A 21,280-nucleotide genomic window follows, 5' to 3' on the forward strand; every position below is an offset into this window, starting at 1 on the left:
ATTAATCTCATAACCTTTTCAATCTCTAAATCTTAGGCATTAATGAACGTACTCATATTTAACGGCGCTACCGACACCCGTCCTGAGGCTACTTCCAACCGCCTGGCAGCCTATATGTCAACTGCACTAAACGAGCAGGGATTTTCCCCGGAGATTTTCAGTCTGGCAGAAAAACAGATACCCTTTTTCTCGATGTCGGAGGCTGCAAAGAAGCCGGAAGCCGTCACAGCGATGTGTAATGCATTTTGTAAGGCGGACCTTCAGATATGGATGACGCCTTTATATCATGGAAGCATGACTGGCGCTATGAAAAACTGCCTGGACTGGCTGGAACTGACAAGCAAACACCAACGGCCATATTTAACCGGAAAGGTTGTAGCTTTGCTCTCCTGGGCAGACGGCACGCAGGCCATGCAGGGGATAAATGCGATGGATGCAGTTGCGAAAGCGTTGAGGGCCTGGGTATTACCTTACTCCCTCCCTATCCTGAAAGATAATCTCTATGACCCGCAAACCAGCGGGTTTACTGCATTTTATAAAAACAAGCTGGATATGATGGTTTCCCTGCTATGTGCTGCCAAGTCGCATGTGACAGCCGGAATAACAACAGCGTAACCACGATCATGGCTATTACCGGGTAACCGGATACAGCATTTAAAACAATTCTGATTATGATAACCGTTTCAGAAAAAGCAGGAGCATATATTAAAGCATTGATGGAAAAAGAACATCATGCACCCGGCACCTTTGTAAGAGTAGGTGTTAAAGGCGGTGGTTGCTCCGGGCTTGAATACGTGATGAAATTTGAAGCAACAGAAGAAGAAGGTGACCAGGTATTTGAAGACAAAGGCATTAAAGTAGTAGTACAGATGAAAAGCCTGCTGTACCTGTACGGCACCGAACTGGACTATTCTGACGGCCTCAACGGCAAAGGCCTTTTCTTCAACAACCCGAATGCAACCAGAACATGCAGCTGTGGCGAAAGCTTCGCTGTATAAATATCAAACTTGTATGATAAACAGTAACGAAATAATAGATGATATAGCCAACAAGGAGTATGAGTTTGGCTTTACCACCGACATTGAAATGGATATCGCTCCAACGGGGTTAAACGAAGATATCATCCGCTTTATTTCTGCTAAAAAGAACGAGCCGGAATGGCTTTTGGAATGGCGACTGAAAGGATTTGCTGCCTTCAAGAAAATGCAGTATCCCAGCTGGCAGCACTTTGAGATGCCGGCACTGGACCTGCAGGCGATTTCCTACTACGCGGCTCCCCGCAAGAAAAAACAACTGAACAGCCTGGATGAAGTAGATCCGGAATTACTGGCTACTTTCGAAAAACTGGGCATCCCGCTGAACGAACAGAAAGCACTTGCCGGTGTAGCTGTAGACGCGGTATTCGACAGCGTTTCCGTAGCTACTACCTTTAAAGGCAAACTGAAAGAGATGGGTGTTATCTTCTGCTCTTTTGGTGAAGCTGTTCAGGAATACCCTGACCTGGTAAAAAAATACCTGGGTTCTGTGGTTCCACACTCTGATAATATTTTTGCTGCACTGAATGCTGCCGTATTTTCTGACGGTTCATTCACTTATATACCCAAGGGCGTACGCTGTCCGATGGAACTGAGCACATACTTCCGTATCAATGCGCAGAACACCGGCCAGTTTGAACGTACCCTCATCATCGCAGACGAAGGCAGCTACGTAAGCTACCTGGAAGGCTGTACCGCCCCGATGCGTGATGAAAACCAGCTGCACGCTGCCGTAGTGGAACTGATCGCTATGGACCATGCAGAAATCAAATATTCTACTGTTCAGAACTGGTACCCCGGCGATAAAGACGGTAAAGGCGGTATCTACAACTTCGTGACCAAAAGAGGTATCTGTAAAGGCAATGCCAGCAAGATCTCCTGGACACAGGTAGAAACCGGTTCTGCCATCACCTGGAAATACCCCAGTGTTATCCTCCAGGGTGATTACTCTGAAGGTGAATTTTACTCCGTGGCTGTGGTGCGTAACAAACAGATCGCAGACACCGGCACCAAGATCCACCATATTGGTAAAGGCACTAAAAGCCGTATCATCTCCAAAGGTATCTCCGCCGGCAGAGGCGACAACAGCTACCGCGGTCTGGTAGCAGTAGGCCCCAGAGCAGACAATGCCCGTAACTTTACCCAGTGCGACTCCCTGCTGATTGGCAACGAGTGCGGCTCCCATACCTTCCCGTATATCGAATCCCGCAATAAAACCGCGATGATCGAACACGAAGCCACCACCTCCAAAATCGGAGAAGATCAGATATTTTATCTGAATGCCCGTGGCATCGATACGGAGAAAGCAGTAGCCCTGATCGTAAACGGTTACGTGAAGGAAGTACTGAACCAGCTCCCCATGGAATTTGCCGTGGAAGCACAGAAATTATTATCTATCACACTTGAAGGAAGCGTTGGATAATTCGTTTATCCAATTAACTACATACAGAACGAAATAAAACAATCATGCTGACGATTAAAAATCTGCACGCAGAAGTAGAAGGGAAACAAATTCTGAAAGGCATTAACCTGGAAATAGGTAAAGGCGAAACACATGCCATCATGGGCCCTAACGGTTCCGGCAAAAGTTCGCTGGCCTCCGTGCTCGCAGGCCGTGAGAACTATACCGTAACTGAAGGGGAAGTATGGTTCAATGGTAAAAACCTGCTGGAACTGTCTCCCGAAGACCGTGCCCGCGAAGGCGTATTCCTGGCGTTTCAATATCCTGTTGAAATTCCGGGCGTATCCAACCTGAACTTTCTGAAAACAGCCCTCAATGAAATCAGGACCTACAAAGGCCTGCCTGCCATTGAAGGAAGAGAGTTTCTGAAACTGACCAAGGAAAAACAACAGCTGGTAGACTTTAACGCCAACCTGATGAACCGTTCCCTGAACGAAGGCTTTAGCGGTGGCGAAAAGAAACGTAACGAGATCTTCCAGCTTGCTATGCTGGATCCGCAGCTGGCCATCCTCGATGAAACAGACTCTGGTCTGGATATCGACGCCCTGCGTATCGTTTCCAACGGTGTTAACAGACTTCGCGATGCAGAAAAATCTTTCGTAGTCATTACCCACTACCAGCGTCTGCTGGAATATATCGTGCCTGACTTTGTACATGTACTGTACAACGGCCGTATCATCAAAACCGGTACCAAGGAACTGGCCCTGGAACTGGAAGAAAGAGGTTATGACTGGCTGAAGGAAGATTTACAATTGAAAGAATCAGTATAAGAAGCATACAATTATGACGAGTGATATTACATTGCCTTTATACCAGGCGTTAACTGAAGATGTAAACGCATTATCGGCGCTGGCCACCGGCCAGGACGATCTGCAGGGCATCCGCCGGGAGGCTTTGGAACGCTTCTCTGTGATGGGTCTTCCCACACTGAAAACAGAAGCGTGGCGTTATTCCAATATACAACGCTACCTCAAGGAATTTCCTTATGAGATGGTTAGCACTACCGCTACCGTATCGGCTGCTGTAGTAGCACAAACTGCTATTCCTGAGCTGGATTGCTATCGCATTGTGCTGGTAAACGGTCACCTCCAGGCAGAACTCTCCGAGCTGCCTGCCGGTAAAGGTATTACCGTAGGCGCCCTCAGCGCGCATACACAGGCACCTGGTTTCACCACCTGGTTTAACCAGCAACACCACCTGGAAAAGGAAGCACTGGCCACCATCAATACAGCCCTCTTCTCTGACGGCCTGTACCTGGAGCTGGCAGCTAATACCGTTATCGATAAACCGGTACATATCGTTCACGTATACACGTCAACACAACCTGCCTTTATCCAGCCCCGCCACCTGTGGGTGCTGAATAAAAACGCAGCCGCCACCATCATCGAAAGCGCCGTACATCCGGACACCAACGCCGTGGCTTTCGCCAACAGCGTACTGGAAACCGTAATCGATGAAAACGCAGAGCTCTGGCATTACAATGTACAACAGGGAGATGAACACTTCCGGGAAGTACATTATACTGCCGCTCAACAGCAAGCTAACAGCCGTTACCATCACTTTAATTTCACCCTGCCAGGTACACCGTTTACGCGCAACAACCTGAGCGTAGCCCTGAACGGCAGCAATACTGAAACTAATCTGAACGGCCTGTATGTTGCCAACAACAGTCAGCATGTGGACAACCATACCTTTATGGACCATATCATGCCTAACTGCCATAGCAACGAGCTGTATAAAGGCGTACTGCTGGATTCCTCCAATGGTGTTTTCACCGGCAGAATCCTGGTACACCAGGAAGCGCAGAAAACAAATGCCTTCCAGCAAAACAACAACCTGCTGCTGGGCACTAAAGCGGATATCAATTCCCAGCCTCAGCTGGAGATATATGCGGACGACGTAAAATGCAGCCATGGTTTCACCGCCGGCCAGTTCAGCGAAGAATCCATGTTCTACCTGCGTTCCCGCGGTATCGGGGAAGACGCTGCCAAAGCACTGATGGTAAATGCCTTCTCCCATGATATCACCGACGAAGTGAAGATCCCTGCCCTGCAACATTATCTGCAGGAACAGATTGTAGCTATCATGAACAAATAATCCCCCATTTTGCATGGAACATATTGCTAACATAGAAACCGCAGCATTGGACGTAAAGCAGATCAGGAAGGACTTCCCTATCCTGCAGGAACTGGTGCATGGCAAACCGCTGGTATACCTCGACAACGGGGCTACCACCCAAAAGCCGCTGTCAGTAATTGAAACAGAAGCACGGTATTACGAGGAGTACAACAGCAATGTGCACCGTGGCGTACACCACCTCAGTCAGGTGGCCACCAACGCGTACGAGAAAGCCCGTGAAATAGTAGCCGGCTTTATCAATGCAGCACAGACCCACGAGATCATCTTCACCAAAGGCACTACCGACGGCATCAACCTGGTGGCCAATACCATGGGCCGCCGTTTCCTGAAAGCCGGCGACAGTGTGATCATCTCGGCCATGGAACACCATTCCAACATCGTTCCCTGGCAGATAGCCTGTGAAGAAAGTGGTGCCACCCTGAAAGTCATCCCCATCAATGAACGGGGTGAGCTGAGAATGGACGCCTACGAAGAACTGCTGGACGATACGGTGAAAATAGTAGCAGTAACTTATGTTTCCAACACAATGGGCACTATCAACCCGGTAGAGGATATTATCGCGCTGGCGCATGCACGGAAGATCCCCGTACTGCTGGACGCCGCTCAGGCCATTCAGCATATGAGCATCGACGTGCAGGCCCTGCAGCCGGATTTCCTCGTTTTCTCGGGTCATAAAATTTACGGTCCTACCGGCATCGGGGTGCTGTATGGCACCACCGAATGGTTAGAGAAACTGCCTCCCTACCAGGGCGGCGGCGATATGATCAAGACCGTGACTTTTTCCAAAACCACTTATAATGAACTGCCTTATAAATTTGAAGCCGGTACACCCAATATTGCCGGCGCCATTGGTTTAGGGGCAGCTATCCAATACCTGCAGCAAGTCGGTCTGGACAAAATCCAGCAATGGGAAGAGCAACTGCTCGCCTATGCACTGGAACAACTGCGTCAGATTGATGGTCTCCGTTTTATCGGAAATGCCGCCCACAGAAGCGGGGCTATCTCCTTCCTGGTACATGACATCCACCCGTTTGACCTGGGTGAGCTGCTGGACCAGCAGGGCATCGCCGTGAGAACAGGACACCATTGCTGCGAACCGCTGATGGACGAATTTAAAATCCCCGGCACGGTACGGGCCTCTCTCACTTTCTACAACACGAAGGAAGATATAGACAAGCTGGTAGCCGGCATTAAACGGGCCGTTTCCATGCTGCGGTAAACAGGAGAAGAAATTATGACGATCAACGAAAGACAGGAAGAAATAAAGTCCGACTTTGAAGTAATGAGCAACTGGGAGGATAAGTATGAATATATTATCCAGCTGGGTAAGGATTTACCGCTCATTTCAGAAGAACACAAAGTACCGGAAAACCTGATCAAGGGCTGTCAGTCACGCGTATGGCTGCATACTGAGCTCAGGGATGGTAAACTGTATTTTACCGGCGACAGCGATGCCGTGATCACCAAAGGGCTTATCAGCCTGATGATCTATGTGCTTTCCGGACATACTCCGAAAGACATCGCTTCCTCGGACATCTACTTTATCGATGCCATCGGTCTGAGCAGCCACCTCTCTCCTACCCGTTCCAACGGGCTGCTGAGCATGCTCAAACAGATGAAACTTTATGCGGTGGCCTATCAGGCAAAAAATAACCAGTCATGAGTGAAGCAACATTAAGGGACAAGATAGAAGAACAGCTCAAAACCGTATACGATCCGGAAATTCCTGTGAACATCTGGGAACTGGGACTGGTATACGAAATCAAGATCAAGGAAAATAACCGCATTGGTATAGACATGACCCTTACCGCCCCTGGCTGCCCTGTAGCTGGTGATATTATCAGGGAGGTAGATGAAAAGGTTAGAAATATCGAAGGCGTATCTGAGGTAGATGTACACCTGACTTTCGACCCACCCTGGAATAAGGAGATGATGAGCGAAGAAGCCAAGCTGGAACTCGGTTTCCTTTAAATCTTCCTGCGGAAGGCATAAAATATCCTTTCCGGGTAACCGGATTTGTTGAAAAAAAATTTTTTTTAAGCCAAATATCAAATACACTGCGTAGTCGTATTTGATATTTGGCTTTTATTTTATGAAATTATTTAATTTGTACCTTAGTTCAACTGCAATGTGCTAAGTACCAGTTTAGTGCAGCGCTATGATCAAATTAAATAATGGCTATCCATATAAATCTTTTAATCATTGGAGCTAACGGAAGAACAGGTGCTGTCGATGGCACCCGATGAGTCGTCCCGTAAGGCGGGAAAAGAACTGGCCAGGCCGGCCAAATGGGTTAGTATAGGCGTGAGTGATGCCGCCCTCTGGGGCGAATGCCAGGGCAGCGGCAGCAAACCCTATCAGACCCAGGTAGATACCGGCAATATGGCTTTCAAATGCAGCTGTCCCAGTCGCAAATTCCCTTGTAAACATGGCGTAGGATTGTTATTATACTACGCCCGGGAGAAACAGTCGTTTACCCTCGTGGAACAACCTGCCTGGGTGACCGAATGGATCAGCAAGCGGACAGAAAAAGCGGAGAAAAAAGCCCAGCAGGCGGCAGACAATACCGGCAAACCGGTAGATGAAGCCGCGCAAAACAAACGGCAGGAAGCCCGGCACCGGAAAGTCAGCGATGGGTTGGATGAACTGTTACGCTGGATAAAAGATATGGTGCGCAACGGTATTATCGGCCTGCCCGATAAGGGCGCCGATATGTGTGAGAACATGGCCCGGCGCATGGTAGATGCCCAGGCCTCCGGACTGGCGGGCATCCTGCGCGAGATGGCTGAAATCAGCTACTACAGTGAAGGATGGCAGCATACCTTCATGGACCAGTTGCTGCGTCTTTATCTGCTGGCCCGGGCCTATGGCCATCTCGACCATCTGGAACCAGCCCTTCAACAGGATATCCGCACCATGATTGGTTTCCCCCAGTCACAGGAGGAACTGAAAACACAAGCCGGTATCACCGACACCTGGCAGGTACTGGGCAAACAAAGCACGGAAGATGACCGGCTGATCACCGAACGGTACTGGCTATACGGTCTTCATACCCGCCAGACAGCCCTCCTGTTACAATTTACCGTCAGACACCAGCCACAGACCCAGCTGCTGCCTACTCCCGGCAGCACTATCCGGGCGGAACTGGTTTACTATCCTTCTGCCGCACCTATGCGGGCGCTCATCAAAACACAGCAGGCCATGCCTGCAGATCACCGCTTCCAGGGATACGCCAACTGGACAGCAGTAATGACCGCCCAAACAGCCGTCAGCAGCAGCCTCCCCCTGTATAACGATCAGGTATATACGATTGATGCCCTGACACCTGTGCTCCACGATGGGCAATGGTGGCTGCGCGATGCACAGCAACAGGAAATGCAGGTCCGCAGGGAGTTTCGGCATATATGGAAGCTACTGGCCCTCAGCGGTGGTCAACCGATGCCCATGGCTGTCATCGGCCGGGAAAGGGAGTACGAACCCCTCGGCGTATGGCATCAGCAGGAGTATAAAATATTGTAATCAGGAAGGAACAACAGCAGTACGATCATGCAATCATGGAATGATATTATTAATACAGCCCTGCTGGGCACGGCCAAAAAGGCGGCAGATACCGACAGTCTGCCTGCCGCACTGCAAGCCGCTGCCAGCGAGGTACTGGCAGCTTCCGGTATGGACCGGGAAGACCAGTTCCTGCAAATAGCTTCACTGGTATTCAACTACCGGCAAAGCGGGAGCCAGCCAACTGCCGGCAGTCCCGATACCCTGCCAGTATGTGAACCAGAGACCAAAAAATATTGCAGTCCCACTGCCCTACAGGCATTACAACATACACTGGACAGCGACAATACCCCGTTGCTGACCCTCTGGCTGGAATGCTGTGCCGGCGGCCATCAGGTGCTGCCACCGGAATACCTGCCCCGCATTCTGGAAAATGCCAGTCGCCATAAAACATTGCGCAACCTGGCCGCCACCTGCTGTGGCAGGCGTGGGGAATGGCTGGCACAATATAACCGGGAATGGAACTTCTCTGTGGTAGCCGATACAAAGGAAGAACGGTGGCAGCACGGCACTACCGCCCAGCGCCTGGAAGCGCTGATACGCATGCGGGAAGAAAACCCTGCTGAAGCGAGGACCTTATTGCAGGAAGCGTGGAGTAAAGAAAGTGCAGCCGTTAAAGGAGAACTACTAGGCGCCCTGGCTACAAAGATAAGCCTGGAAGACGCTGTCTGGCTGGAATCCCTGCTAACAGAAAAAAGCAAACAGGTAAAAGAAGCCGCATGGAGACTGCTGAAAAAAATCCCTGGCTCCAACCTGCACGAACAATACCAACAGGTGCTGGAAACAGCCATCCGGGCGGATGACAATGGCAAGGTAACAGTAGCCGCAGATATTCAACCTCCGGAAGAGATCTTTAAAAGCGGCATAGAAAAACTAAGCAACCATGCCCGGGTTTCTGATGCTGAACATATCCTTTCACAACTGGTGGCATTGGTACATCCGAGAATATGGGAACAACATTTCAACTGCTCTTTTGAAGAGGTGGTTTCCCTGTTCCATCATCAGACAGCCCTGAAGCCCTTCCTCCCCTCACTGGTGGAAGCTATCAGCTGGTTTGATGACAGCAGCAGGGCCCTCGCCTTTGTACAGCACACCAACACCTTCCATATGGCACTACTGCCTCTGTTGCCTGCAGACCAGCAGGACACCTATATCCTCCAACACTTTGATGCCCACAGCAATCTGGTGATGAACTATGTAGGGCAGATGAAACAGGTATGGAGCGAAGAACTGGCCCTGAAGGTATTACAGTACTGTGCCGGCAATCCATACACCTACTCCCAGCGTACGGTCGGTGATTTTGTGACGCTGGTACCGGTATCCGTAAAGTCAGCACTGGAGAGTATTACTTCCAGCAATGAAAACTATCAGACCTACTGGAAATCCATTTCCTTACATCTGGTAGGCCTTTTACAGATTAAAACATTTATCCTGCAATCATTCTCAAAAAATATTTAAACCATGTCAGACACTTTACGCCAACATGCTGAGCTCCTTTATGCACCGGAACTGGAAGAACTGAAAAAACAGGACAGTGGCAAACGGCCGCATAACTGGCTGCTGTCGCCTCAATCAGTAGTAACCTACCTGGTAGGCGGCAAACTGAAAAACGGTTTTGAAATCAGTCCAAAATACATTGGCAGCAAAAGGCTGATGGAAATTGCGGTGGCGACACTGGCTACAGACAGGGCTTTGCTGCTTTACGGCTTACCTGGTACTGCCAAAAGCTGGGTCAGCGAACATCTTGCAGCTGCTATCAGCGGCGATTCTACCCGTATCGTGCAGGGTACTGCCGGCACCAGCGAAGAAAGTATCCGTTATGGCTGGAACTACGCCAGATTGCTGGCTGAAGGCCCTTCCCGTCAGGCGCTGGTGGAAACACCGGTGATGCGTGCCATGCAGGAAGGCAAGATCGCCCGTATTGAAGAGCTGACGCGTATAGGCGCCGACGTACAGGACACTCTTATCACCATTCTCTCCGAAAAAACCCTGCCCGTTCCGGAATTAAACACGGAAGTGCAGGCCGCCAAAGGGTTTAACCTGATTGCTACTGCCAACAACCGCGACAAAGGTGTCAATGAACTGTCCAGCGCTTTAAAACGTAGGTTCAACACCGTTATTCTGCCAGTGCCAGGCACCATGGAAGAAGAAATAGATATTGTGAAAAGAAGAGTGGAAAGTTTCGAAAAAGTGATGGAGTTGCCGGCCGAAAAGCCTGCACTGGAAGAGATACGCCGGATCGTTACCATCTTCCGGGAACTGCGCAATGGTATCACCGAAGATGGCAAGACCAAGATCAAATCACCAGGCGGTACCCTCAGCACGGCGGAAGCTATCTCTGTTGTCAACAGCGGGCTTACCCTCGCCGCTTATTTTGGCGATGGCAGGCTTACCGCGGCCGACCTGGCTGCCGGTATCATTGGTGCTGTAGTGAAAGACCCGGTACAGGACAAACTGGTATGGCAGGAATATCTTGAAACCGTCGTAAAAACAAGAGAAGACTGGAAAGATGTGTACCGTGCCTGCCGCGATTTGCAATAACCCAACTGTGTATTTATGTCTGTTCATATATTAGGAATCCGGCACCACGGGCCCGGCTCCGCCAGAAATGTAAAAACATTTCTGGAAGCATTACAGCCCGATATTGTGCTGGTGGAAGGTCCTCCGGAAGCGGACGCCATTCTTTCCTGGGCGGGCCATGAAGACCTGAAACCGCCAGTGGCGATACTGGTGTATCAGCCCGATAACCCGCAGCATTCCTGCTTCTACCCTTTTGCTGAATACTCACCCGAGTGGCAGGCCATTGGGTATGCGCAGCGGCAACGTATTCCGGTCCGTTTTATGGACCTGCCCCTCGCACATGTGTTTGCGCTTGAGAAGGAAAAAGCTGCTGCTGCCGGCAATACTCCGGAGGAAGTGGATACTACGTTACTGGTTAATGGTGATGAGGGAACTACTGTTGAAAATAAACTGAATGATACCGCTGGCGGGCTATTGCCCCGTACTGCCGACAAGCAGGCAGCGTCCCATGCCTTTGATCCGGGTGTGCAAACGCGGGTAAATGATCTGCCGGTTTCCAGCGAAGTCGCAGCATTGCCCTCGCCGGAAACGGATGATGATTTTACAGACCTGTTGCCGGCGCAACCATTACCCGAAGCAGCCTTCTACCGCGACCCGATTGTTCACCTGGCTCATGCCGCCGGTTATGATGATGGCGAAAGATGGTGGGAACATATGTTTGAATACCGGATGGAGCAGGAGCAGGTATTCGAGGCGGTGAGCGATGCCATGCAGGCGTTACGCGAAGAGCTTCCACAGCGCGACAGCCGGATGGAACAGCTACGGGAAGCCTGGATGCGTAAAATAATACGGCAGGCTGAAAAGGAGATGTACACCCGTATAGCCGTGATATGTGGCGCCTGGCACGCACCTGCTCTTAAAAACATGCCCACCCAAAAGGCCGATAACGACCTGCTGAAAGGGCTACCCAAAGTAAAAATCGACTGTACCTGGATACCCTGGACGTACAGCCGTTTAAGTTATGAAAGCGGATATGGCGCCGGTGTGCCATCCCCCGGATGGTACCAGCACATCTGGGAGCATCCCTCCGATGACGGTACCCGCTGGATGGCCCTGGTAGCCAAACTTTTCAGGGACAAACAACAGGATACTTCTGTAGCCCATGTACTGGAAGCAGTACGCCTGGCCAATGCACTGGCCTCTCTGCGCCAATATTCCCGGCCAGGGCTGGAAGAACTGAATGAAGCCACTCTCAGTATATTATGCAATGGGGAAGATGTGCTGATGCAACTGATACGGGATGAGCTGATCGTCAGCAACCGTATCGGACAGGTACCTTCAGACATACCCAAACCGCCCCTGCAGGCAGATATAGAACGGCTGCAGAAAAGACTGCGGCTGCCGCAAACAGCCGATTTCAAAGACTATACCCTCGACCTCCGGAAGGATACTGATCTGGAAAGGAGTATCTTCCTGCACCGGTTAGAGTTGCTCGGCGTCCGCTGGGGCAACCGGTCCGAGACATCGGGCAAAGGCACTTTTAAAGAACAATGGCGCCTGCAGTGGGACCCCTCTTTTTCTGTAGACATCATTGAAAAAGGCAGCTGGGGTAATACCGTGCTGGAAGCCACCACACAATATGTGATGGATATTGCCGGCAAAACGTCCACCCTGCGGGAAGTATGCGGTATGCTGGAATCGGCACTGCCGGCGGAACTGCCCAAAGTAGTGGATGTGCTGATCCAGCGTATCAACAACCTGGCTGCCGCTTCCGGTGATGTGCTGCAGTTACTCGAAGTAGTTCCGTCTCTGGTAAATATTACCCGGTACGGGAATGTTCGCAAAACAGACGCCGACATGGTGATGGTCATTGCGGAGAGTATGATCAGCAGGATATGTGTCAGTTTACCTTCGGCCTGTACAGCGGTAGCCGAAGATGCCGCCCTGGAGCTGCTGGAGCAATTCCAGGCGCTGAACGACGCCATCGGCCTGCTCCAGCATCCTGCACTGACGGCCGACTGGACCGCCACCCTGCAGGCCATCTCTGGCAACAGTCAATCTGCGCCTATGATAGCTGGCTATGCCTCACGGCTGCTGTTTGATTTTAAAGTGCTGGACGGCGATACCCTCTTCAGCCGTTTCAGTATAGCCATGTCCGTAGCCAATGCACCGGCTGTTGCCGCCGCCTGGCTCGAGGGCTTCCTCAAAGGCAGTGGTACCCTCCTGCTGCTCGATGAAACCCTCTGGAATATGGTATATGGCTGGGTAGCCCAACTGGAAAATGATATTTTCATGCAGATATTGCCATTATTACGCCGCACCTTTTCTAACTTTACAGCCCCAGAAAGAAAAAAACTGGGTGAAAAAGTGAAGCGGGGAACAGGTAATGCCCCTGCCACGGTAGCCGTGGAAGCCGGAGTTGACGAAGTCCGGGCGGCCATGGGCATACCGGTGGTCATGAAGATGTTGGGATTTTTTCATATTGATAACCAGGCAGAATGAAGATCATGGAAGAAAATACACGCCGGTGGCGACTGATCCTGGGAGGAGACAATAATGACGGCACTGCCTTTATTTTAAATAAGGCCGACCAGCAGATAGACAAAACGCTGGAGGCACTGTACGATAGCAACCGTAAAGGTGGCCTGGGTGCATCCTCTCCCAATGTGAGCCGCTGGCTGGGCGATATACGCAGCTACTTTCCTGCCTCTGTAGTACAGGTGATGCAGAAAGACGCCATCAAACGGCTCGACCTCACCGCCATGCTGCTGGAAAAAGAGATGCTGGAAAATGTGGAGCCGGACGTACATCTGGTGGCCACGCTGATGACGCTCAGCCGTGTGATCCCGGAAAAAACCAAAGACACGGCCCGTCAGGTAGTCAAAAAAGTGGTGGATGAACTTATGAAAAAGCTGTCGCAGCCTATGCACCAGGCTATCAGTGGCAGCCTTAACAGGAGTGTGCGCAACAGGCGCCCCCGCCACCATGAAATCAACTGGAACCTGACCATCCGAAAAAATCTGCAGCATTATCAACCTGATTACAAAACCATCATCCCGGAAACACTGATTGGATATGGCCGTAAAAGGTCTGCCCTCAAGGACGTAGTGCTCTGTCTTGACCAGAGCGGTTCTATGGGTACTTCTGTAGTGTATTCCGGCATTTTTGGTGCAGTGATGGCCTCTATCCCTGCCGTACAAACGAAAATGGTAGTCTTCGATACTGCGGTAGCCGATCTTACAGAAGAGCTCCAGGACCCGGTAGAACTGCTGTTTGGCGTACAACTGGGCGGGGGCACCGATATTAATGCTGCGCTGAAATATTGCCAGCAGATCGTTGCCCGGCCTACCGACACAGTGCTGGTGCTGATTACTGACCTTTTTGAAGGCGGAGATGAAGCCGGCATGCGTAAACGTTTTACAGAACTGGCCGCCAGCGGCGTACAGGTAATAGTACTACTGGCCCTCAATGATGAAGGCGCACCCTCATATGACCACGAAAATGCACAGTTCCTGGCTACACTGGGTATCCCGGTATTTGCCTGCACACCAGATAAATTCCCGGATATGATGGCCATGGCACTGAGCAAACAGGACATTGCCCAATGGGCTGCCAGAGAGGAAATGGTCCTGAAAAAATAATGAACCTATTTAAACCTTATGCCATATACTAAGGAAACTATACTACCTTTTATCGAACGACAGCAACAGCTTTATGAAGACAGCGGGCATTCCACCCTGCTTCAGGACGGGGTAGATTTCCTTACCGGACAAACGATCCTCCCACCCGTATACACGGATGTGGCCATTGCCCGGGAAATGGGCGTCTTTATCCAGCTGCTGAAGCTGCCGGACCAATGGGACGATAACGACCGCCTGGTATTACAACTGCTCTCAGACCCACTTGTCTGGCAGCAATGCAGGGAACGGTTTCTGCAACATATTGTGCCCATGCTGGACACTCCCGGCTCCGCTTCCGCTATCGTGCTGCGTTTCAGCTATTTCACCAGCTACCTTCAACAAAGGGGTTGTTCGACCGAAGATATCGGTTCTATGATGATCGGCTATTCCGGTGATGGTAACAATTTTGACCTTTCACCGCTGAAATTCACGCCGCTGCGCAAATTCCTGCAAGACCTGATCAAAAGCGCGGAATGGAATATCATTGATGCTTACGTACAGACCTGGAAACAAAAAGGATGGAACTCCCTTTTCTTCCGGCTTCTTGCCAAAGGACACCCGGACAAGGAGATGGACTACCTGGAGCCAGTACTGATGCAGTCTGGCAAAGGCTTTGTCAATGTTGAGCTGTCGAGGGTGCTGTTGCAAACCAACTACGACAAATACAGGGCGCTTATAGAGAAGGCAGTAGACCATCTCGCCACATTGCCTGACTATAGTGCACAACTCAACGGCTTTTATCTGCTGGCACGTTATCAGCCAGACCACTATCATCCTCTGCTCATAAAAGCCGCATATGCCTACCTGCAGGAAAGCGACAGCAGCCTTACCAGTCAGGCCTTCCGCCAGCAACAGGCTGAAATGGGTAACCCTTCTCAGCTGCCGGCCCCTGATGTGATGGCCGTAACACAGTTGTTGTTGCTGGACAAACAGCCTGCCCTGCGTTACCTGGATGAACACCTCAGTGAAAAGCGATACCTGCATCCGGAAGTATTTAAACTGCTCCGACAGGAACTGGGCGCCTCAGCAACACCACTTCTGCTGAAGGCCATCGAAAACGATTACGACGCCAAACATATCTTCCCGCTGCTGACGCAAGCGGATACTTCGTTGTATGCAGACCAGCTATGGGATTTCACCCTGCACAAGCTGAAATCTGTTCGTACGCTCGTTGCCGTTATCCTGGCAGACCATCCGCAGGCATTGGAAAAAGCAGGTGTCCTGCTGCAGCATAAAAAGGCAGAGCAACGTCTGACGGCTGTACAGATACTGTGCAAACTGAACACCCCTGCCGCCAAAGACCTGCTCCAACAGGCACTGCATAAGGAAATCAACGACGATGCCCGCGACCTGATGCTGGAAACATTAGGTACTAGCATTTCAGGTGCAGACGACGAAACTACCGTACAACAGCTGGTGGCCTTTGCCAAAAAGAGAGGCAAACTTACCCGGCCACTGGAAACATGGCTCGACGATAGCAGCCTGCCACCACTGTTCCTGCGCAACGGTATGCAGCTTACCCAGGATATGCTGCGCTTTTTGTTGTACCGCATGTCGCGCATAAAAGAAATACGCTCTGATATTGAAGCCAGACCGTTGCTTCGTCTGGTAGACCGTACTACCAGCGGACCTTTTGCTCAACATCTCTTCAACTTATACACCGCCAGAAATGGCGATGCCAAAGTAAAATACCTGCTGGCACTGGCCGCCCTTACCGGCGATCAGGAGCTGGCCACCTTACTGGAGCAGTCTCTTTCCCAATGGATCAATGACAAACGGCTCCGTATGGCAGAACATGGTGCCGGCGCGCTGGCCATCCATGGCAGCAAACAAGCCCTGGCAGCAGTGGAGTTCTTGTCCCGCAAATACCGGGTACGCAAATCCAACGTAGGGGCGGCAGCGTTAGCCGGCCTTCAACATGCCGCCGCTGAGCTGGGCCTTACCATGCATGAGCTGGGAGACCGGATCATACCTGATTTCGGATTCAATGGCCTCTTTCTCCCCTTCCAGGTAAAAGATGATACTTACCATGTGTTCATCGATCAGCATTTTAAGCCTGGTTATATCAACAACAAACATAAGCGCCTGAAATCCATTCCGGCAGCCACGCCAGCCGCTACCAAAGACGCTTTCAAGCAGCTGGGCAAAGCAGTGGCCGAAACGGTGAAGTCGCAAACCGGCAGGCTGGAACACTTCCTGGTGATGCAGCGCAGATGGGTGCCCGAACAATGGCAGCAATGTTTTTTACATAATCCGGTGATGTTCGTATATGCCAACCGGTTATTATGGGCATTATACAATGAACAGGAGCAGCTGATTACCTGTTTCCAGTGCCGTGACAACGGTGCCCTGACCGATCTTCATGGCGATGCAGTGAGCATACCTTCCGGCGCTTCCATCCGGATACTGCATCCGCTATACCTCGACGGCGCACAACTCCGGCAATGGCAGCAACGTTTCACCGAAGAAGGCATTGTGTCTGTATTCCCGCAACTGGAGCGGCCGGTGGCTTCCCTCCCACCACAACAGGCTGCGACCACGCTGGTCCATGATTTTGAAGACATTGCCCTGGAAAGCACCCTGCTCAACAAACACATGGAACAGAAAGGCTGGAAACTCAGTGAAGGCAGTGACGGCAAATACGTATATGCCTATCACAAGACCGATGATGAAAACCAACTGGAAGTGATTGTAGAGATGAGCAGCATATATAAAGAGGAAGGATTTCAGTACAAACTGGGCAAGCTGTATTTTATCGACAAAACCAAAGCGAGCCAGCGTTGGTTTAGAAGTACCGATAAGGATGCAGCGGACTGCCTGCTGCCACTGGGGCATGTGCCTCCGGTATTTTATTCAGAAGCAATTACCGACCTGACTATCTCCCGCACAATGGCGGAGGTGGCCTAAGTTCATTTAAATATGAGATTTTTTTTGTATTTTATCGTTCCTTAGCTTTGTGAACAATAAAATACATATATGCTCAGATTTCAATCCGTGGTTTTTAGTAGTTTATTGCTGCTGGCCACAACTGCCCAAAGGCTGCAGGCCCAGCGCCTTATACCGCAGCCCTCGCAGATAACCGCCACTACCGGCGTATTTAAACTCTCCGGCGCCACTGCCGTTATAAGCGGCAAAAGCGCCGGGGAAGCTAAATACCTACAGGAATCTATAAAAAACCGGACCCGGTTAACTCTCCCCCTCCAATCGGCCGCACAAACCAATTATATCCGCTTATCACTAGACGCAAAACTGGACTCTACCCTGGGCAAGGAAGGGTATCTGCTGAAAGTGACTCCGGCCGGAGCTACCATTACAGCAGCCTCCGATGCCGGTATATTTTACGGCATCCAGTCACTGCAGCAGCTAATAACGTTTAAGGATGACAGTTATATTATCGATGGTGTGGACATACAGGACAAACCCCGCTTTGGCTGGAGAGCCTTTATGCTGGACGAAGCCCGTCATTTTAAAGGGACTGCAGCCGTAAAAAAACTCCTGGAAGAAATGGCCGCCCTGAAGATGAACACCTTTCACTGGCATCTTACCGACGACCAGGGCTGGCGGATAGAAATCAAAAAGTATCCGCTGCTTACCAAGGTAGGTGGCCATCGGGATTCTACCCAAACCGGCAGCTGGAGCAGTACTGTTTATGATGGCAAACCACATGATGGTTTTTATACCCAGGAACAGATTCGCGATATCATCGCTTTCGCTGCCACGCGGCATATTACCATTATCCCTGAGATTGAAATGCCCGGCCACTCATCTGCCGCCATTGCGGCCTATCCCTGGTTAGGCACAAGGCACCAGCAGATCAGCGTTCCCGGAAAATTCGGCGTACACTATGATGTTTTCAATGTGTCCGATCCCAAAGTGGTTACTTTCCTGCAGGACGTTTTACAGGAAGTAATCAGCCTGTTCCCCTCCAAAGTGATACATATTGGCGGTGATGAGGTAAAATATGACCAATGGAAAGCCGATGCTAACGTACAGGCCTATATGCAATCTCATCAGCTGGCCACCCCGGCTGATTTACAAATAGCCTTTACCAATGATATCTCTGTTTTCCTGGCGGGCAAACAACGCCGTATGATGGGCTGGAATGAGATTATGGGCGCCAAACTGCATGAATACAATGATACCAAAGATGTAGGCACTAAACAACTGGCACCAGGTACAATTGTCCATTTCTGGAAAGGTGATCTCAAACTGATTACAGACGCGGTATCCAAAGGATATGATGTGGTTAACTCTTACCATGCCGCTACCTACCTGGACTATGACTATACCCAGATATCACTGGAAGGTGCTTATAAGTTTGACCCCATCCCTGCCGGGCTGGATGCCAAATATCACAGCAAAATACTGGGTGTGGGTTGTCAGATGTGGGGAGAATGGATTCCCGACGAGATGGCCATGGAAGAAAAAGTATATCCCCGCCTCGCAGCCTATGCAGAAGACGGATGGACACAATCTTCCAACAAAAATTTCAAGGAGTTTAAAGAGGCGCTGAACAACTTCTACTCACGATGGAGCAATCATAGCATTTATTACCACAGAAATTAATGGTTCATAAAAGCTGAGGGCTGATCATTTAACTGGTCAGCCCTTATTCTTTCAGTACATAGGTATTGCCGGATTTTATCAGTTTGTAGCGTACCATACGTATGGAGTCTGATTTTAGTTCAACCTCCTCATCTCCCCGGAAAGCCGGGAAAGTACGAACCAGTTCCTTTCCGCTTACATAAAAGGAATCCCGGCCTCTGTAATCTTTTTCCGCCAGGCTGTCGATCGCGTCCGTATTGATTTCCACAGCACGCCTACCCAGGATGGCCAGTCCGTATACTTTTCCGTACTGGTCGGTGCCAGAAGAGGTAGTAAACACATATACCTCTGGTTTTCCATCATTATCCAGATCGGCCACTGTTACATTGGCAATAGTACCTTTGATATCTTTTTCCACCACGGTGTCGGCCCTGGTAGTGTCTTTGACAGATCCTATGCCTACATAAAGATTTCTCATGGTAGCATCACCACGGGTAAAAATACTGAAATGATATTCGTGAAAAGTAGTGTCCATGCTGAATGTAATTTTCTTTTCAGGCATAGCGTGCTGCATCTTATTTTCCTGGTTCTTTTTCTTATTCCCGCCACCGCAGGCCGCTGCGAGTATCATTAAAAGAACCATTAGCCACCAGGGCTGTAAGGATTTCATTATTTAATGTTTGTGCTTATCAGATTTATGCTCTTTACGGTTGTGGGTGGTATCTTTTCCTTTAAAATCCTGTTCTTCATTTTTACGGCTGTCGAGGTTGTCTCTGATTTCCGGCTTAGGCAGATTGCTAAAAGGTTGTTGTTTACTTTGATGGGTATTTTCGTTTCTCGTATTTTTCATAATCTGAGATTTGATGATCAATACAGAAAATGCCACAAAAGCAGTGCCTTACTGGTGGTCTGGTGGGCATAAAGGGATACTGGCTGCTCCTGTCTCAGGGCTTCCACTTAATGACCGTCAAAATCCACACTATGACCGCGGATCAGCCTCTGCATCATGTTTTTTTGCAGTCGCAACTCAACTATTATCAGGACATTATACCATGCCCTACCCCTGCAGGGTTAAATTCAGCACGATATCTGTCATGCATTCCCCGGTATTAAAATTGTTTTTATGAAGAATCTTCCGGCTACAATCGGGCTGCTGATGGTCCTGGCCGTATTCTTCCTGTTGCAGAGTAACCTGGACCGTCGATTACAAGCCAACCCAGTGGATGAAAATGAACTGGTAAAACAGTCAAGTGGCCTGAAACTATTTCAGGACACATTTCCTCCCAAAGTGCGGGATACTGTTAGTCCCGAAAGTATGAAAATGAAAAAGAAGGAAATGAAGGACAAAAAAAAGGATTTGAAGAAACAAAACAGAGATGCTATGCGAAAACAGAATGCCATCATGTAAACTAACTGAAAAGCCCTGGTTTTGCCAGGGCTTTTTTTATGCAAGATTCTTATATGAGTGCTATACGTCAGGCTTCCAGCGTACCAAAGAGTCCATTCTTATAGTCAGCAAAAGCCTGTTCTATTTCTTCAGCCGTATTCATCACAAAATTATCTTTGGCCGCTATGGGCTCGTTGATAGGCTCTGCGCAGAGATAAAGCAGGCGGGTTGTTTCATTGGCGGTGATCTGTATGTCCGGGCTGGCATCGTCCTTATCAAATACTACCAGATGGTATCCATCTACAGTAGTTCCGTTGACGGTGATTTGTCCGTCTATTGCGTACAATAAAGTCCAGTAACCCGGTGTAGCCTTTAACGTTACCTTTTTACCAGCCTGTATGCTACCCCAGATGGCAGTGATGGGTGTATAATTCTGCAGCGGGCCTGTTTTACCTTCGTAGTCGCCGCTGACGAGGGTGAGCGATACCCCATCAGCCTGAGCTACAGGAGGCATGTCTGTACCCTTTATATACTGATAATATGGATTTTCGCCTTTGCGGGCGGCTGGCACGTTGAACCAGAGCTGCAGCAGTTCATAGGTACCGCCTTCTCTGAGAAAATCTTCTGAAGGGCCTTCACTATGGAGTATCCCTTTACCTGCAAACATCCATTGTACATCACCGGCGGTAACCGTCATGGCGTTGCCGGCATTATCGCGGTGATAGCCCTGCCCCTGCAGCATAAACGTTACCGGAGCAAAACCGCGGTGCGGATGGGGATGCAGTCTGTCTTCCGGTGATCCCGGTGCGAAGTATTTTGCGGGCATATGGTGCACCACAATAAATGGATTAGCAAAACGAAACTGCATCGTAGGCAGTGACTGTCTTACCACTTCTGTGTCTGTAATCCGTTTCTCCCGGCCTTCCAGCACATGCAGGATTTTCTTTTCCATATT

19 protein-coding genes are annotated in these 21,280 nt (G+C 50.0%); 16 read left to right on the forward strand and 3 right to left on the reverse strand.

Features of this window, described 5'->3' with window-relative positions:
• Positions 1-42: 42 nt before the first annotated feature.
• From DF182_RS01250 to DF182_RS01320, 15 genes are all read left to right on the forward strand, one after another.
• Positions 43-615, forward strand: a complete 573-nt coding sequence (locus DF182_RS01250; RefSeq protein WP_113613877.1) for an NADPH-dependent FMN reductase — start codon at positions 43-45, stop codon at positions 613-615.
• A gap of 56 nt (positions 616-671) precedes the next feature.
• Positions 672-998: a HesB/IscA family protein gene (locus DF182_RS01255; protein ID WP_113613878.1), complete on the forward strand. Its 327-nt coding sequence runs from the start codon at positions 672-674 to the stop codon at positions 996-998.
• A gap of 13 nt (positions 999-1,011) precedes the next feature.
• Positions 1,012-2,457 carry a Fe-S cluster assembly protein SufB gene (sufB, locus tag DF182_RS01260; protein WP_113613879.1) on the forward strand — a complete coding sequence of 482 codons (1,446 nt, stop codon included), beginning with the start codon at positions 1,012-1,014 and terminating at the stop codon, positions 2,455-2,457.
• 44 nt (positions 2,458-2,501) lie between these two features.
• Positions 2,502-3,266, forward strand: coding sequence for a Fe-S cluster assembly ATPase SufC (gene sufC, locus DF182_RS01265; RefSeq protein ID WP_113613880.1), 765 nt, complete (start codon positions 2,502-2,504; stop codon positions 3,264-3,266).
• Positions 3,267-3,279: 13 nt separating this feature from the next.
• Positions 3,280-4,593: a Fe-S cluster assembly protein SufD gene (gene sufD / locus DF182_RS01270; protein WP_113613881.1), complete on the forward strand. Its 1,314-nt coding sequence runs from the start codon at positions 3,280-3,282 to the stop codon at positions 4,591-4,593.
• A gap of 13 nt (positions 4,594-4,606) precedes the next feature.
• Complete coding sequence (locus DF182_RS01275) at positions 4,607-5,854, forward strand: aminotransferase class V-fold PLP-dependent enzyme (protein ID WP_113613882.1); 1,248 nt, start codon at positions 4,607-4,609, stop codon at positions 5,852-5,854.
• 15 nt (positions 5,855-5,869) lie between these two features.
• Positions 5,870-6,298 (forward strand): SufE family protein, encoded by a 429-nt coding sequence (locus tag DF182_RS01280; RefSeq protein ID WP_113613883.1) that lies wholly within the window; start codon positions 5,870-5,872, stop codon positions 6,296-6,298.
• A complete protein-coding gene (locus tag DF182_RS01285; RefSeq protein ID WP_113613884.1) occupies positions 6,295-6,606 on the forward strand; it encodes a DUF59 domain-containing protein in 312 nt (103 codons plus the stop codon). Before DF182_RS01280 ends, DF182_RS01285 begins: the two co-directional genes overlap by 4 nt.
• A gap of 231 nt (positions 6,607-6,837) precedes the next feature.
• Positions 6,838-8,154, forward strand: a complete 1,317-nt coding sequence (locus DF182_RS01290; protein ID WP_113613885.1) for an SWIM zinc finger family protein — start codon at positions 6,838-6,840, stop codon at positions 8,152-8,154.
• A 27-nt stretch (positions 8,155-8,181) separates the two neighbouring features.
• Entirely contained in the window at positions 8,182-9,651 is a 1,470-nt protein-coding gene (locus tag DF182_RS01295) for a DUF5691 domain-containing protein (protein WP_113613886.1), read from the forward strand.
• Positions 9,652-9,654: 3 nt separating this feature from the next.
• Positions 9,655-10,734: an ATP-binding protein gene (locus DF182_RS01300; protein WP_113613887.1), complete on the forward strand. Its 1,080-nt coding sequence runs from the start codon at positions 9,655-9,657 to the stop codon at positions 10,732-10,734.
• Between the two features lie 15 nt (positions 10,735-10,749).
• Positions 10,750-13,215 carry a DUF5682 family protein gene (locus tag DF182_RS32645; RefSeq protein WP_245957345.1) on the forward strand — a complete coding sequence of 822 codons (2,466 nt, stop codon included), beginning with the start codon at positions 10,750-10,752 and terminating at the stop codon, positions 13,213-13,215.
• On the forward strand, positions 13,212-14,354 hold the full coding sequence (locus DF182_RS01310; RefSeq protein ID WP_113613888.1) for a VWA domain-containing protein: 1,143 nt from the start codon (positions 13,212-13,214) through the stop codon (positions 14,352-14,354). The genes DF182_RS32645 and DF182_RS01310 overlap by 4 nt, the downstream gene beginning before the upstream one ends.
• An 18-nt stretch (positions 14,355-14,372) precedes the next feature.
• Complete coding sequence (locus DF182_RS01315; protein WP_113613889.1) at positions 14,373-17,300, forward strand: DUF4132 domain-containing protein; 2,928 nt, start codon at positions 14,373-14,375, stop codon at positions 17,298-17,300.
• A gap of 69 nt (positions 17,301-17,369) precedes the next feature.
• The gene (locus DF182_RS01320; RefSeq protein WP_113613890.1) at positions 17,370-18,959 is read left to right on the forward strand and encodes a beta-N-acetylhexosaminidase; all 1,590 of its coding nucleotides are present in this window, start codon (positions 17,370-17,372) and stop codon (positions 18,957-18,959) included.
• A 43-nt stretch (positions 18,960-19,002) separates the two neighbouring features.
• On the opposite strand, the gene DF182_RS01325 is transcribed toward DF182_RS01320, so the two are convergent.
• Together DF182_RS01325 and DF182_RS32505 are read right to left on the reverse strand one after the other, a co-directional pair.
• On the reverse strand, positions 19,003-19,608 hold the full coding sequence (locus DF182_RS01325) for a hypothetical protein (RefSeq protein WP_147243309.1): 606 nt from the start codon (positions 19,606-19,608) through the stop codon (positions 19,003-19,005).
• A 3-nt stretch (positions 19,609-19,611) separates the two neighbouring features.
• Positions 19,612-19,788, reverse strand: a complete 177-nt coding sequence (locus tag DF182_RS32505; protein ID WP_153259987.1) for a hypothetical protein — start codon at positions 19,786-19,788, stop codon at positions 19,612-19,614.
• A 273-nt stretch (positions 19,789-20,061) separates the two neighbouring features.
• Here DF182_RS32505 and DF182_RS01330 point away from each other — a divergent pair, with 273 nt between their 5' ends.
• The gene (locus DF182_RS01330; protein WP_113613892.1) at positions 20,062-20,346 is read left to right on the forward strand and encodes a hypothetical protein; all 285 of its coding nucleotides are present in this window, start codon (positions 20,062-20,064) and stop codon (positions 20,344-20,346) included.
• Positions 20,347-20,413: 67 nt separating this feature from the next.
• On the opposite strand, the gene DF182_RS01335 is transcribed toward DF182_RS01330, so the two are convergent.
• Positions 20,414-21,277, reverse strand: a complete 864-nt coding sequence (locus DF182_RS01335) for a pirin family protein (protein ID WP_113613893.1) — start codon at positions 21,275-21,277, stop codon at positions 20,414-20,416.
• Positions 21,278-21,280: the final 3 nt, after the last annotated feature.

Source organism: Chitinophaga flava (assembly GCF_003308995.1).
GTDB classification, from domain to species: Bacteria; Bacteroidota; Bacteroidia; order Chitinophagales; family Chitinophagaceae; genus Chitinophaga; species Chitinophaga flava.

What these genes read in the sequence shown, in the direction of transcription:
- DF182_RS01250 (WP_113613877.1), top strand. Translation starts at nt 43, where the DNA reads ATGAACGTACTCATATTTAACGGCGCTACCGACACCCGTCCTGAGGCT.
- DF182_RS01255 (WP_113613878.1), top strand. Translation starts at nt 672, where the DNA reads ATGATAACCGTTTCAGAAAAAGCAGGAGCATATATTAAAGCATTGATG.
- sufB (WP_113613879.1), top strand. Translation starts at nt 1,012, where the DNA reads ATGATAAACAGTAACGAAATAATAGATGATATAGCCAACAAGGAGTAT.
- sufC (WP_113613880.1), top strand. Translation starts at nt 2,502, where the DNA reads ATGCTGACGATTAAAAATCTGCACGCAGAAGTAGAAGGGAAACAAATT.
- sufD (WP_113613881.1), top strand. Translation starts at nt 3,280, where the DNA reads ATGACGAGTGATATTACATTGCCTTTATACCAGGCGTTAACTGAAGAT.
- DF182_RS01275 (WP_113613882.1), top strand. Translation starts at nt 4,607, where the DNA reads ATGGAACATATTGCTAACATAGAAACCGCAGCATTGGACGTAAAGCAG.
- DF182_RS01280 (WP_113613883.1), top strand. Translation starts at nt 5,870, where the DNA reads ATGACGATCAACGAAAGACAGGAAGAAATAAAGTCCGACTTTGAAGTA.
- DF182_RS01285 (WP_113613884.1), top strand. Translation starts at nt 6,295, where the DNA reads ATGAGTGAAGCAACATTAAGGGACAAGATAGAAGAACAGCTCAAAACC.
- DF182_RS01295 (WP_113613886.1), top strand. Translation starts at nt 8,182, where the DNA reads ATGCAATCATGGAATGATATTATTAATACAGCCCTGCTGGGCACGGCC.
- DF182_RS01300 (WP_113613887.1), top strand. Translation starts at nt 9,655, where the DNA reads ATGTCAGACACTTTACGCCAACATGCTGAGCTCCTTTATGCACCGGAA.
- DF182_RS32645 (WP_245957345.1), top strand. Translation starts at nt 10,750, where the DNA reads ATGTCTGTTCATATATTAGGAATCCGGCACCACGGGCCCGGCTCCGCC.
- DF182_RS01310 (WP_113613888.1), top strand. Translation starts at nt 13,212, where the DNA reads ATGAAGATCATGGAAGAAAATACACGCCGGTGGCGACTGATCCTGGGA.
- DF182_RS01315 (WP_113613889.1), top strand. Translation starts at nt 14,373, where the DNA reads ATGCCATATACTAAGGAAACTATACTACCTTTTATCGAACGACAGCAA.
- DF182_RS01320 (WP_113613890.1), top strand. Translation starts at nt 17,370, where the DNA reads ATGCTCAGATTTCAATCCGTGGTTTTTAGTAGTTTATTGCTGCTGGCC.
- DF182_RS01325 (WP_147243309.1), bottom strand. Translation starts at nt 19,608, where the DNA reads ATGAAATCCTTACAGCCCTGGTGGCTAATGGTTCTTTTAATGATACTC.
- DF182_RS32505 (WP_153259987.1), bottom strand. Translation starts at nt 19,788, where the DNA reads ATGAAAAATACGAGAAACGAAAATACCCATCAAAGTAAACAACAACCT.
- DF182_RS01330 (WP_113613892.1), top strand. Translation starts at nt 20,062, where the DNA reads ATGAAGAATCTTCCGGCTACAATCGGGCTGCTGATGGTCCTGGCCGTA.
- DF182_RS01335 (WP_113613893.1), bottom strand. Translation starts at nt 21,277, where the DNA reads ATGGAAAAGAAAATCCTGCATGTGCTGGAAGGCCGGGAGAAACGGATT.